The following is a 13,197-nucleotide window of genomic DNA, read 5'->3' on the forward strand; positions in this document are numbered from 1 at the left end:
ATGAATAACTCCGGTAAATGGAATCCCGGTCTCTTCAGTTCCAATCTGTCGCAATTCTGTGTTATTGATATCGGGAGCACCACCACCAAGGCCATCCTTTATGTCAGGGACGGCGATTGGCATTTCTACCGCCGGGAAAAACCGACCACGGTCGAGAAACCATACGAGGATGTCACTTTCGGGGTCATCAATGCCTTGAAAGCCCTGGAGGATTTAACCGGGCGTAAACTTCTTAAAAACGACCGGCCCGATTTGCCCTGCCTGGCTACCTCAAGCGCCGGTGGCGGCCTGGCGGTCGTGGTGGCCGGACTGGTCCGCGAGGTTACGGCTCGAAGCGCCGAACGAGTGGCCCTGGGAGCAGGGGCCATTATTCAGAATATTATTGCTTTGGATGATCACCGGACCCCTTATTGGAAAGTCGAACGGCTTAAGGCTCTCCGCCCCGATATGCTTCTCCTGGCCGGGGGGTTCGATGGAGGATCGATTGATGGTCCCGTTTTTTTGGCGGAAATGCTGAACCAGTCCGGGCTTCGGCCCAAACTGAGTCATGATGGCCGACTCCCGGTAATTTATGCCGGAAATATCGATGCCCGCGATTATGTCCGGGAATTACTTGATCGGAATTTCATTTATATCCCGGTGGCCAATCTTCGTCCCGCCAGTAATAAAGAGAACCTGGAACCGGCCCGCCAGGCCATTCATGATGTCTTCATGGAACATGTTATGTCGCGGGCGCCCGGCTACGAGACCTTTACCGACTGGATTGCGGCTCCCATCCTGCCAACCCCGGCCGCCGTAAGCCGTCTTCTGACCCTGGTTTCCAAAGACATGCAGGCCCGTATCCTGGCGATCGATATCGGCGGAGCTACCACCGATGTTTTTACCGCCGAACAGGGTTTCGTATTCCGGACAGTCAGCGCCAATCTGGGAATGAGTTACAGTATTATCAATGTTGTCCACCAGGCCGGTCTGGATAAAATCCGTGAACTCCTGGACTTCGAAATAGACTCGAAGGAGTTGCTCGATCGTATCGGCAATAAGTACCTCCGCCCGACCATCCTGCCCGGTAATATCGAGGATGCCAAAATCGAGGGAGCCGTTGCCTCGGTTGCTATCCGGGAAGCGGTCCGGGAGCATCTGAAGGTCCTGGAGGGGGTAAAATTGAGCCGCTCCGAAGAAGACCTGGGATGGCATTACCTCAAAAAACGCAAGACGAAAAAAAAGACATCCGATGGCGAAAGATTATCAATCGATGATTACGATATGATCATCGGCAGCGGCGGGAAACTGTCCCACACCCCGCGCCGAACCGCCGCTGTAATTTTGCTCAATGCGCTCCGCCCCAAAGGAGTCACCGATCTGGCAGTCGACAGCGCCTTCATGTTTCCTCATCTGGGTATTCTCTCGACCGTCAATGAAAAACTGGCGGTGGAACTTTTTCATCGATTGGGAGTGGTTCATCTCGGTAAAGCCATTATCCCCGATTCTGAAGAAAAATCCGGCCGCGCCGTGATTTATATCAATCAAACCGGAGAATCCGGTAATATGGAAACTGAAAAAATCGGCAATGGAGAATTAAAATTCATTCCATCCATGGCCCGCGATAATATTACCATCAATATTAAAACCAAAAAATTTAAGATTCGGGAGAAACAACTAACCCCGAATCGCCGGGTGGATCATATTATTGTTGATACCCGTCATCAATCAGCCGGCCTGGCAACTGATTATTTCCCCGATAATTCGTACCTCTCTCCTGCCGATAGTGACCGTTCGGAACCGGTTACGCAGATACATGACGGTGAGATACGGATTGCGCGGGAAATGGCAATACCAGGTGAAATACTCTGTCAGCCCGGCGACACAGTCACACCCGAGATGGTTATTGCCAGAAGCACGAGGTTGTTCCTGCGGCCGTTTTTTTTGAATGTCGCCGCTCATCTCAAGGTTAACCCCGGAGAACTTGAAAGATATCTTCACAAAAAGATTGGTGATGAAATCATTTCCGGAGAGATCATTGCCGAAAATCGAAATAATATCTTCAATCCCCGTATATTCAAATCGCTGGTCGCAGGGAAAGTCGAAAAAATATTGCCCACCGGAACCGTCATAGTCCGTGAGAAACAGGAATATATCAGTGATATCTGCATAGTCGATGTGGCGCGCGAATTGAAAGTCGATCCCGGAAAATTGAAACCGTATCTTAAATGCGTTGTGGGCCAGGAAATCGAAAAAGATCAATGGCTGGCTGACGGATATATGTATGGCGGTCATCGAGCGATTGGTTCGCCCATTCGCGGCCGAATCAGGGATATTGATTTGCCGACAGGATTTATAACCATTGAGCCGTTACGTGAAGAACTGGATTTGCAGGCCTGGATTCCGGGGCGCATCGAAAGTGTCTCGGCCAAAGGGGCCGTGATTGTCAACCGGGGATTGAGTATTACCGGCATGTGGGGTAATGGAGGCCAAACATATGGCATACTTTCCTGCAATGTGATCGAGTCGGATCGGATTATTTTCCTGCCGGTACTCAGTCGAAAAGACCTGGAAAAGTGCCGATCGGAAAAGGTTCGCGGTTTGATCACATGTACTCTCGACCTTCAGGATATTTATGATATCAATCCGAATTTCCCACTGGTGGTTCTGGAGGGATTCGGTCAAAATTCCATCGATGAGAATATCACGGGGAGAATATCTACCAATAATGGGGCCGGGGTAACTGTTGATGCTACCACCCAGCTTCGCTCCGGTGTTATAAGACCGCAGGTAATATTCCCTCAGGAGAAAACTTGAATGGACCCATTTGCCTTCTTTTGCATTAACAGAAAGCTCTTGCCGATAAGATAAATGAAAGCTTATAATTAGGACTGTCATGCCGAAAGTTGCTCGCCCCAAGGGACATACTCGCGATTCGACTGAGAATGAAGGCTTTCTCGCCCTTGACTCTTCTGAAGTGAAAAGGCTGGTGATTATATTACTGATTGCGGTTTTAATTCGGACTATTTATATCTGGCGGCTACAGCAAAGTGTTTTCTTCGGTAATTACGTTCTCGACAGCCAGGTCATTGACAGCTGGGCGAAACAGATCGCATTTACAAATTTCTGGGGTAACCAGGCCTTTTTTCGGGCTCCGCTCTATGCCTATATTGTCGCATTTCTGTACAAGATCATAGGCGTTACGCCGTCACCGGTGATTCTGTTGCAGTGCCTTTTGGGAATCGGGACAACGACTCTGACCTATTTCTATGCCCGCTACCTGGTCGGAAAAAAGACAGCCTGGATATCGGGTATCATTTTGGCCGCATGGCCCACTCTTGTATATTTCGAGGGTGAATTGATGATTACCACTCTGGCAGTATTTCTGTTCCTGGCTTCCCTGGTTACTCTGCATCTGGCTCTGAATAAGGGCGGCGTTCGCGATTTCTTTATTGCGGGGATTATTCTCGGGCTGGCGGCCATTACCCGTCCAACGATATTGCCCCTGTTAATGACTTTACCCGCATATTATATTTTATCAAAATCCCCCGATCGATATCGCCAATTACTTCGTCACGGCCTTGTTTATGGGCTTGGCATACTATTACCCATCCTGCCGGTAACAATCCGGAATCTGGTGGTGGCTGATGATCCGGTGTTTATATCAAGTCAGGGGGGGGCCAATTTCTATATTGGCAACTCGCGCCATGCCGACGGTCTGACGGTGGCTATGCCGGGCACCGGAAATATAACGGAAGAGCAATATATCGACCAGATTTATTTCCAATCGGTCAAACTGGCCGAACGTGAAACCGGTCAAGATATGACTGATTCCGAGGTTTCATCATTCTGGTTTAAAAAAGCCTTTGATGATATAATCAGCCGACCGCTTGTATCAATTGGTCTGTTTTTAAAAAAGTGGTACTATTTCTGGCATGGTCAGGAAATTTTTAACAACAAGTCGCTGTATTTTGCCTCGGATTATTCAATTCTAATGAGATTGACACTCTGGAAACATATTTTGAATTTCCCTTCCGGACTGCTTTTCCCGTTGATGCTGGCCGGAGGATATATGGCATTGAAAGACAGAAAGAATGTTATTATCCTGATAACCGGAATTGTAATATACTCTCTGGCAGTGGCCCTGTTTTTCGTTTGTTCCCGGTTCCGTCAACCGATTATTCCAATGGCAATCATTCTGGCCTCATACGCTCTGGTCGGAATAACCGACTATTTTAAGAACCACAACCCGAACTGGAAAGCGCCCTTGGGTATTTTTCTCGCGGGATTGATCCTGTTTAATCTGGGCGGTAATATAGAATCAACCAGAAACCGTTCGCAGTACGAGAGTATTCTCGGCACCGTTTATATGAAGAACGGTATGCCGGAACAGGCTGTCGAGCATTTTGAAAAAGCCTTATCAATAGCTTTCGATAATCAGGGGGCGATCGTGTCGCTTAGCTATGCCTATGTTCAGGCCGGACGACCCCAGGATGCGGAACGTACTTTTCTCAGGGGAATCACGATGTTCCCGCGTTCATGGCAATTGACTTATAATCTGGCGACATTATACTATCGCTACGGCAAATACACTAAAGCCAAACCTTACCTTCAAAGTGCCATCGAACTGGATTCTACGAAAATCGACCCGTATATGGGCCTGGGAGCCATATATGAAGATGAAAATAAACCGGATTCGGCGGCCATGATTTACCGCCTCCTGTTGAAATACCATCCCGACCATACTCCGGCCAGGGAGAGACTTGAAGCCCTGGAATAAACCGTCACATTCTGAAAATAACCGATTCACGTTCAAACCATTTGCGACAGAATACCAGCGCCGCCGCCGCCAGAACGGCATTGGCCAGAAAAGCTGTTAAAATGAAATTCCACTGGATCGTTCCCGAGATAGCGTCTTTCAGGATTAGGCTGGCATTAAGAACCGGTATCAGTGACATCTGGTAACTCATCTTGATTCCCGGGAGGAACGAGACAAAGGCCGGTAGGATAATAAACATATTCAGAGCCGTCACATAGCTTTGGGCTTCTTTGAACGATCGAGCGAAAATCGAAACCGAAAGCAGAATCCCGGCGAATATCCCCGCCAGAGGCAGTACAATCAGGACCATCAAACCGATAGTCTGTAAATCAAGACCGATGGACAGGTTCTGCGCCAGTTCCCTGAAGACGCCGCTCACCATATGGTTGAGCGAATAGACCATACTGCCCAATGATAAAAAGGCCGCCACAATCCCGGTCACCAGGATTACAAAATATTTACCGAGTACGAACTCGCCCCGCGTTGCCGGTGATACCAGCAGGGTTTCCAGGGTCCCGCGCTCTTTCTCTCCGGCGGCCAGATCGATCGCCGGGTACATCGCACCCATGAAACACATGATAATAATCAGGTATGGTAAAAGCGCGCCCAGCTCCTTGCCGACCATTTTCTGCGTCGGAGCGACATTATTATCTTTGATTTCAAACGGGGTCAGAATTTCTGGAGAGATATCCCGTCCCTCAATCCGGCTGAGGATAATTTTCTCCTTGTACTCTTTCAAAATATCCTCGAATTTATCCAGTGAAAAATCCGATTTCATCTCCGCTTTATCATAGAAAATCTTTATCTCGCCGGTCTTTTCTTGATTGATTTTGGCCGCAAAATCCTCATCCACAAAAACCAGCAGGTCGATGTCGCCCTTTTTAAGATGATCTACCAGCATTCCCTCACCCAGGCTTGATTCGTCCAGGAGCGTCATACCGGAATCCGAGGCAATCATCCCGGCCAATTCATCGGGCAAATATTCCGCGCCCTCGATAACCACACGGGAAACTTCTTTCTGAACTTTGGTAATCTGGCTGACCATCAGTGATGACAAACCGGTCATCAAAAGCGGAACCGCGACGATCGGCACCAGGAGCATAAACACCAGCGTCCTTCGATCGCGCAGGGTATCCAGCATCTCTTTTTTGAATATGGTGATAACGTTACTCGGTCTGATCATTCTGCCCCCACAATCTTTATAAAGGCATCTTCAAGGGTATCGGTGGCGGTTTTTTCCAGAATCTGGGGAATCGTTCCTTCATAGTAAAGCCGCCCTTTATGGATAATCCCGATTTTATCGCACAGGCGGTGGGCTTCACTCATGATATGGGTCGAAAAAATGACTGTCTTCCCATCGTCGCGGCAATGGCGGATAAACTGCACAATCGTCCTCGAACTCATCACATCAAGTCCGGTAGTCGGTTCATCGAACACCATTGTTGGAGGGTCATGAACCACCGACCGGGCAATTGATACCTTTTGTTTCATACCGGTCGAGAGTTTAGCATTGCGGGTATCGGCAAAATCATTCATTTCAAGCATATCGAAAATAACTCTGGTTCGCTCCGCAATTTGATCTCCGGTCATACCGTAAAGCCGCCCGAAATAGCGGACCATTTCTCGCGGGTTCAAACGCGCGTATAAACCGGTATTGCCCGACAGAAAGCCGATCTGCGAACGGACCTTCTGCGGATCCCGGACGACATCGACGCCGTTGATCAGGGCGGTCCCAAAACTGGGCCGCAAGGCCGTCGAGAGCATCCTGAGAGTTGTCGTCTTGCCGGCTCCATTGGGCCCCAGAAGACCATACACCTGGCCCGGCTCACATGTAAACGATATTTCATCGACCGCTCGTATTTCACCGCGTTTGCGATCTTTGAAGATTTTGGTTAGTCTCTCGGCTTTTATCAATTTTATCCCTCGCTTTCACCGGAAATTAATGACTTTATGACTCCAAAATCAACCTTTTTAAGTGGATCACCCCAATTGCGCCGCCATCGACAGTTCGCGGTTTTCGAGGCCTATGAAATGAATATGCCATCAATGCTTACCGATGAACACTGGCGGATTATTTATTACTTGCGTGACGCCTTCAAAAAGACCGGGGAAATTCCAACTGCTTATGAAACCTGTAAAGCTAATGAAATGGAATCCAAACGGCTGGAAGAATTTTTTCCAACGGTTATTATCGCGGAACGGTTAAGATCGCCGGCCTGATGGTTAAATAGACGATCAGTATCCGGGCCCATTATTAGGCCATCCCAAGCTTTTTTTTATTATCTGTATAAATCCCTTTTTTAGCCCCATCAGCCCGAAATGCTGTGTCTGAGCAGTTTCTGCGCCGGGTTATAAAAAAATTGAATCACCTTAATTTTTTCGAATTTAGTTATTGACGGCCGCCAATCCCGATATAATTTGGGTGATCGAAAATCGGTTTTCCCGGGGTTTATTTTCCGGCCATAAAACCGACAAGGATTAGAGATAGACTTTGCTTTACGCTTTCTCTCCGAATGACATATGGCGAAAAGCAAAAGAATGAATGAGTCTGAGTAAAAGAGAGAATATGGGGATATTCGCGTTCAAGGGTAAATCCTACGCCGTCGATGACGACGGTTTTTTGCTCAATTTCCGCGAATGGGATGAGAATTTTTCCGAGGGGATGGCTTCCATATCTGAAATCTCCAGGGATCTGACAAAAGAACACTGGGATGTAATTTATTTTATCCGGAACACCTACGAGAACCTTGGAAAATGTCCTCAGATTTACCTGACCTGTACCGCCAAAAATTTGCATCTTAAAGATCTTAAGGAGCTTTTCCCCGCCGGATACCTCCGCGGCGCCTGTAAACTGGCCGGGATAACTTACAAAGAAGGTTATATCGCCAATTCCTGGACCGAAATCGAGGCCGGTGCCATAAATCTTGAAGCCCCGGAAAAAACCTACCGGGTCGATGTTCGCGGATTTCTGGTCAATCCCTATGATTGGGATGAGCAGTATGCCATCCATAAGGCCTATGAGATGAAAATGCCCGAAGAACTGAACCAGCGTCACTGGCAAATAATCCGCTATTTGCGAGAGCAGTATAAAAAGAACCGGGGCGTTCCCACGGTTTATGAAACCTGCCGGGATAACCAGATAGAACTGAACGAGTTGGAGGTGTTGTTCCCCGATGGCTATCACCGCGGAGCGGTTAAAATTTCCGGTCTTCGGGTGAGATAATTATGGGCGATACTGTTGTACTTTTTTGCTTGAAATTGAGTATAATTTAAATTAAAAAGGATAATATTTTTAATGACGGCTCATAGAAATGTCTCCATTACTATCTGCCGAGATATATGGTTACAAATGCATATCTGGAGGATTGTGCGATGTTCTGTCCCAAATGCCGTTATGAATACAAAAAAGGGATAACTGTCTGTCCCGATTGCGATGTCAAGCTGGTTGCCAATTTGCCACCCAAAGAAGAGGAGCATGAAGACAAATATGGGGATCTGGTCACGGTTTATGAAACCAGCGACCGATCACGGGTTTTAATCGCCAAATCATTACTTGAGGATTCCGGAATCGAGTTTTTTGCCCAGGGTAACGGCGTTACCGATCTTTTCGGAGCCAGCCAACTTGGTTTCCAGCCGGTGGCCGGGCCGGTCCGGTTCAAGGTCCGGGAAGAAGACGAAGATCACGCTTTGGAAGTGCTGGTGGATATGATGGATACGGAAGACGATGAAGATGGATTCGATGACGATGATTACGAGGATGAAAATGAAGACGAGGATGAGGACGACGATGATTTTGATCTGGGCGGGAGCCGCAAGAAATTTGTTGATACTGACGACGATGATCTAGATGACGATGATGACTATATCGATGATGAAGACGATATTGACTATGTCGATGAGGAGGAGGATCGGTACTGATTGACATTTACGCCCTTCGGGCGTTTGATAATACTTACCAGAAAAGCGGATCACCGAAAACGGGATCTGCTTTTTTTATTCACATCTCTGTCACTTGCCAAATATATCTCCACATGGTATCTTGATTGACAATTACAATAAAGAGAATAACCGGAGATAATTGGATGCAACCGATATATCTTGATTATAATGCCACCACCCCGATTGACCCGCGGGTGGCCGAGGCCATGTTGCCATTTATCAATGAGCATTTCGGTAATCCGTCAAGCGGGCATATTTACGGGGTAACGGCCAGAAGGGCGGTCGAAAAGGCCCGTCGTCAGGTGGCCGAATTACTTCATTGTGATCCCGAAGAAATAATCTTCACCAGCGGCGGATCGGAGTCGAACAATTATGCCATCAAAGGCGCGGCCCGGGCTTACCGTGATCACGGCAACCACATCATTACAAGCGCTGTGGAACATCCGGCGGTGATCGAGGTCGGCCGCTATCTTGAACAAAACGGATACAAGGTCACCTACCTGCCGGTCGATTCCAATGGACTGGTCGATCCTGCCCTGGTTGAAAAGGCCATCACGCCCGCCACCATCCTGATCACCATCATGCATGCCAATAATGAAGTCGGGACTATCATGCCCATTATCGAGATTGCGGAAATCGCCCGTCGGCACAATATCATTATGCATACCGACGCCGCTCAGTCGGTCGGTAAGATTCCGGTCCAGGTAGATAGCCTGGGTGTCGATCTGCTCTCTGTGGCCGGCCATAAGCTATATGCCCCCAAGGGAATCGGCGCTCTATATATCCGCTCCGGTATTCGCCTTGAGAAATATGTCCACGGTGCCGATCATGAGCGGAATTTGAGAGCCGGCACTGAAAATGTCATCGAAATAGTCGGGTTGGGTGAGGCCTGCCGCCTGATCGGCGGTGAAACCGAAAAGCACCGGCAACATCTGAATCGAATGCGCGATCGGCTGGAACAGGGATTGCAAAATAAATTCCCCGATATTAAGATCAACGGTCACCCGGAAAAGCGGCTCCCCAACACCACCAGTATTAGTTTTCCGGGATTGGAGGCCAATACTATCCTGGCGGAACTTACCGAGGTTGCCGCCTCGGCCGGAGCCGCCTGCCACAGCGACAATATCGATATTTCCGCGGTCCTTGAAGCAATGGCTGTTCCTCTGGAGTATGCCATGGGAACAATCCGTTTTTCGGCGGGACGGTTTACCACCGGAGACGAAATCGACCGCGCCATCACCGAGATCACCCGGGTGGTGGAAGGACTACAACCATCAGCCGGTAAGGTTACACATATTTCTGAAACCTCGGAAATCAAATTGACTCAATATACTCACGGCCTTGGCTGTGCCTGCAAGCTCCGCCCCCAGTTGTTGGAAGATATTTTAAAAAAACTCCCGGTTCCCGACAATGCTGATATTCTGGTCGGTACCGATACCTCTGATGATGCCGCGGTGTACCGACTCAATGACAATCTGGCTGTCGTTCAAACGGTGGATTTCTTTACTCCGATTGTCGATGATCCTTTCGAATTCGGCCTGATCGCCGCGGTTAATTCGCTCTCGGATATTTATGCCATGGGTGGCCGCCCCCTCTTTGCCCTCAATATTGTCGGTTTTCCCAGCAACCGTTTGCCGATTGAAGTTCTTGAACTCATTCTGGAAGGCGCACTTGAGGCGGCTGGTCAGGCCGGAATTTCCATCATTGGCGGACATACTGTCGATGATACCGAACCTAAATTCGGTCTGGCGGTTACCGGAATAATAAACCCCGCCGAAGTGGTGACCAACCGTAATGCCCAGCCCGGCGACAGACTGATTTTGACCAAACCCATTGGAACCGGTATCCTGACTACCGCCATGAAACAGGGTCAACTTGAAAAAGAACACAAGGATATTCTGGTTAAAACCATGGCCACCCTGAACCGAACCGCGGCCGAACTCATGACCGGTATCGGGGTTAATGCCTGCACCGATATAACCGGTTTCGGACTGCTCGGGCATCTGCTGGAAATGATGAATGGCTCCAAAACTTCGGCCGAAATTGAGATAAGCCGCATTCCCCTTTTGCCCGGTGTCACGGAAAACGCCGTGGCGGGGATTATTCCCGGAGGAACCAGGGACAATCTGGCCTATACTTTAACAGCGACCGAATACGCTCCCGGAATATCCGATACCAAACGGCTGATCTTAAACGATGCCCAAACCTCCGGCGGCCTTCTGATAGCCATTCCCGATGAGCGGGCCGACCGCTTGCTTAATATGCTTCACAAAAACGGAGTTGAATCTGCTACCATAATCGGGCGAGTACATGAATCAAGCCATATCCGAATAATGGTGAATTGAAGAATATACGGTCATGGGAAAATTGGATCAGGCCTCACTGGATAAAGCCGCGAAGATGATAAAACGGGCCCGGCGGGTGACTGCCTTTACCGGGGCCGGGATTTCAGTGGAAAGCGGCGTCCCTCCTTTTCGGGGACCGGATGGGCTCTGGAGTCGCTACGATCCAGCCTGTTTCGAGATCAATTTTTTTCGCACTCATCCCGAGACAGCCTGGCCATTAATCAAAAAAATGTTTTTCGACACTTTCCGCGAAGCCCATCCAAACGATGCTCATCTCGGACTGGCCAGGATGGAAACGGCCGGTCGGCTACGTACCGTTATCACTCAGAATATCGACAACCTCCATCAGGCCGCCGGTTCGAAGGAGGTTTATGAATTTCATGGTAATGCCCGGTATCTGGTGTGTCTTGAATGCGAGGCACGGTATGGCATCGCTGAAATGGATCTGGATCATCTCCCGCCGGTCTGTCCCGTGTGCCATGGCATGCTTAAACCGGATTTCATCTTTTTCGGAGAGATGATTCCCGAACGGGTTCATTCCCGGTCGCTGTACGAAACTATCCATTCGGATATATTCCTGGTAATAGGCACTTCGGGCGAGGTGATGCCGGCCTCAATGATCCCCGCTATAGCCAAACAGAATGGGGCCGGGATTATCGAAATCAATATCAGCCCCTCGAATTATACCGGCCGGATAAGTGATATCTTCCTGGCCGGGCAAGCTTCGGATGTCATTAATGATCTCGTCAGATTGCTGGAAATATAATGGAATGAAAAACAAAGGCATTCTGTAACCAATCCGGATATAAATCGTAATTCATGGGAAGACGTAATAGATATTGATGGAGAGATTATGGATCAAATAAAAAAAATATCAAATCGCAATTATCGTCGCTTCATTGATATTGTAGCTAATTCCTACCCCGGTTTCGGGCTGAATACCGATGAGAGCCGCCTTAAAGCCACCGTCAGATTGCTGAAAGTCCAACGGGAGAATCCCGAAATCTCGACCTGGGGATACTTCCGGGATCGAAAACTCCTTGGCGGAATACGTCTTTTTGATTTTGTCATGACCATGTTTGAAACGGAAATTCCGGTCGGCGGCGGTGGTCTGCTGGCGGTTGATCTGCTATATAAAAGGGAAAAGGTGGCCCGCGGGTTGATGGAATATTTTATAAATCATTACCTGAAGATGGGGACTTGTCTGACCACCCTGTACCCGTTTCGCCCTGATTTTTATCGCCGCATGGGTTGGGGATATGGCGCCAAATACAACGAGTATGTTGTCAAACCGGGTGATTTCCCCGATTTCGGATCCAAAGAACATATCGTTTATTTGAATTCGAAAGACTATTCGGCGGTAAAGGATTGCTACAACCGTTATGCGGCCGTTACCCATGGTATGTTTCGCAAATGCAAATACGAGTTCGGTTATTTCGGGAGACCGGAGATGCGCCTGGTCGGTTTTAAACAGGGACGACGGATTCTGGGTTACCTGGCTTTTGAGTTCAAACAACTCGAAAAAGACAATTTCATTCGCAATGATATAAAGATCTTTGAATTTATTTATGAAAGCCGGGAGGCTTTCTCGGAACTGATCACCTTCCTGCACACTCAGGATGACCAGATCAATCTGATCCGTTTCCCGACTTCCGATGACCATCTGCATTTTATTCCCTATGATCCCCGCGATCATTCCGATCAACTGGTCGGTATGATTAATCACCGCGTCAACGCCCAGGGAATCGGCATCATGTACCGCGTGATTGACACCCCCGGTATCTTCCGGCAGTTGAAAAAACACAATTTTAACAACGGGAATGGTCGTTTGAAAATTACCATCAACGACAGTTTTTTGAAATCAAACAACGGCAGTACGTTTGTGGATTTTGTGAATGGCCATTCGGAAGTCATATCGGGCGGTAAATACGATGTCGAAATAAAAATGGATATTTCGGATTTTTCTTCGATGCTTATGGGTGTGATTGATTTCGAAAGCCTGTACCGCTATCGGCGGACGGAAATTTCCGATCCGAATTCTCTTACGACGGTTAACCGAATTTTCAAATCCGACCGCAAACCGCAGTGCACAACTCAATTCTGACGGTCGATCCG

General features: G+C 48.5%; 10 protein-coding genes. 8 read left to right on the forward strand and 2 right to left on the reverse strand.

Translation table 11 applies throughout. The annotated features are described in order from the left end of the window. Together JXQ28_08765 and JXQ28_08770 are read left to right on the forward strand one after the other, a co-directional pair. A complete protein-coding gene (locus tag JXQ28_08765; GenBank protein ID MBN2277822.1) occupies positions 1–2,796 on the forward strand; it encodes a glutamate mutase L in 2,796 nt (931 codons plus the stop codon). 79 nt (positions 2,797–2,875) lie between these two features. Further along, the gene (locus tag JXQ28_08770; GenBank protein MBN2277823.1) at positions 2,876–4,759 is read left to right on the forward strand and encodes a glycosyltransferase family 39 protein; all 1,884 of its coding nucleotides are present in this window, start codon (positions 2,876–2,878) and stop codon (positions 4,757–4,759) included. A gap of 4 nt (positions 4,760–4,763) precedes the next feature. Here the strand turns inward: JXQ28_08770 and JXQ28_08775 are convergent, their stop codons facing one another. Further along, positions 4,764–5,981 carry an ABC transporter permease gene (locus tag JXQ28_08775; GenBank protein MBN2277824.1) on the reverse strand — a complete coding sequence of 406 codons (1,218 nt, stop codon included), beginning with the start codon at positions 5,979–5,981 and terminating at the stop codon, positions 4,764–4,766. Beyond that, on the reverse strand, positions 5,978–6,712 hold the full coding sequence (locus JXQ28_08780) for an ATP-binding cassette domain-containing protein (GenBank protein ID MBN2277825.1): 735 nt from the start codon (positions 6,710–6,712) through the stop codon (positions 5,978–5,980). The genes JXQ28_08775 and JXQ28_08780 overlap by 4 nt, the downstream gene beginning before the upstream one ends. A 36-nt stretch (positions 6,713–6,748) precedes the next feature. Here JXQ28_08780 and JXQ28_08785 point away from each other — a divergent pair, with 36 nt between their 5' ends. The 6 genes from JXQ28_08785 to JXQ28_08810 all read left to right on the forward strand — a co-directional run bounded on the left by JXQ28_08785 (position 6,749) and on the right by JXQ28_08810 (position 13,186). Then, a complete protein-coding gene (locus JXQ28_08785; GenBank protein MBN2277826.1) occupies positions 6,749–7,018 on the forward strand; it encodes a TusE/DsrC/DsvC family sulfur relay protein in 270 nt (89 codons plus the stop codon). Positions 7,019–7,340: 322 nt separating this feature from the next. Next, on the forward strand, positions 7,341–8,021 hold the full coding sequence (locus tag JXQ28_08790; GenBank protein ID MBN2277827.1) for a TusE/DsrC/DsvC family sulfur relay protein: 681 nt from the start codon (positions 7,341–7,343) through the stop codon (positions 8,019–8,021). A 149-nt stretch (positions 8,022–8,170) separates the two neighbouring features. Then, positions 8,171–8,716 carry a DUF2007 domain-containing protein gene (locus tag JXQ28_08795; protein ID MBN2277828.1) on the forward strand — a complete coding sequence of 182 codons (546 nt, stop codon included), beginning with the start codon at positions 8,171–8,173 and terminating at the stop codon, positions 8,714–8,716. A gap of 164 nt (positions 8,717–8,880) precedes the next feature. Beyond that, complete coding sequence (gene selD, locus JXQ28_08800) at positions 8,881–11,082, forward strand: selenide, water dikinase SelD (GenBank protein ID MBN2277829.1); 2,202 nt, start codon at positions 8,881–8,883, stop codon at positions 11,080–11,082. Between the two features lie 13 nt (positions 11,083–11,095). After that, positions 11,096–11,848, forward strand: coding sequence for an NAD-dependent deacylase (locus tag JXQ28_08805; protein ID MBN2277830.1), 753 nt, complete (start codon positions 11,096–11,098; stop codon positions 11,846–11,848). A gap of 87 nt (positions 11,849–11,935) precedes the next feature. Further along, positions 11,936–13,186 (forward strand): GNAT family N-acetyltransferase, encoded by a 1,251-nt coding sequence (locus JXQ28_08810; GenBank protein ID MBN2277831.1) that lies wholly within the window; start codon positions 11,936–11,938, stop codon positions 13,184–13,186. The last annotated feature ends 11 nt before the right edge of the window (positions 13,187–13,197 follow it).

This window comes from Candidatus Zixiibacteriota bacterium (assembly GCA_016933955.1).
In the GTDB taxonomy this organism is placed as follows: domain Bacteria; phylum Zixibacteria; class MSB-5A5; order GN15; family PGXB01; genus JAFGTT01.

Coding starts and splice junctions, on each gene's coding strand:
- JXQ28_08765 (MBN2277822.1), top strand. CDS start 1: ATGAATAACTCCGGTAAATGGAATCCCGGTCTCTTCAGTTCCAATCTG.
- JXQ28_08775 (MBN2277824.1), bottom strand. CDS start 5,981: ATGATCAGACCGAGTAACGTTATCACCATATTCAAAAAAGAGATGCTG.
- JXQ28_08785 (MBN2277826.1), top strand. CDS start 6,749: ATGACTCCAAAATCAACCTTTTTAAGTGGATCACCCCAATTGCGCCGC.
- JXQ28_08770 (MBN2277823.1), top strand. CDS start 2,876: ATGCCGAAAGTTGCTCGCCCCAAGGGACATACTCGCGATTCGACTGAG.
- JXQ28_08810 (MBN2277831.1), top strand. CDS start 11,936: ATGGATCAAATAAAAAAAATATCAAATCGCAATTATCGTCGCTTCATT.
- JXQ28_08805 (MBN2277830.1), top strand. CDS start 11,096: ATGGGAAAATTGGATCAGGCCTCACTGGATAAAGCCGCGAAGATGATA.
- JXQ28_08795 (MBN2277828.1), top strand. CDS start 8,171: ATGTTCTGTCCCAAATGCCGTTATGAATACAAAAAAGGGATAACTGTC.
- selD (MBN2277829.1), top strand. CDS start 8,881: ATGCAACCGATATATCTTGATTATAATGCCACCACCCCGATTGACCCG.
- JXQ28_08790 (MBN2277827.1), top strand. CDS start 7,341: ATGAGTCTGAGTAAAAGAGAGAATATGGGGATATTCGCGTTCAAGGGT.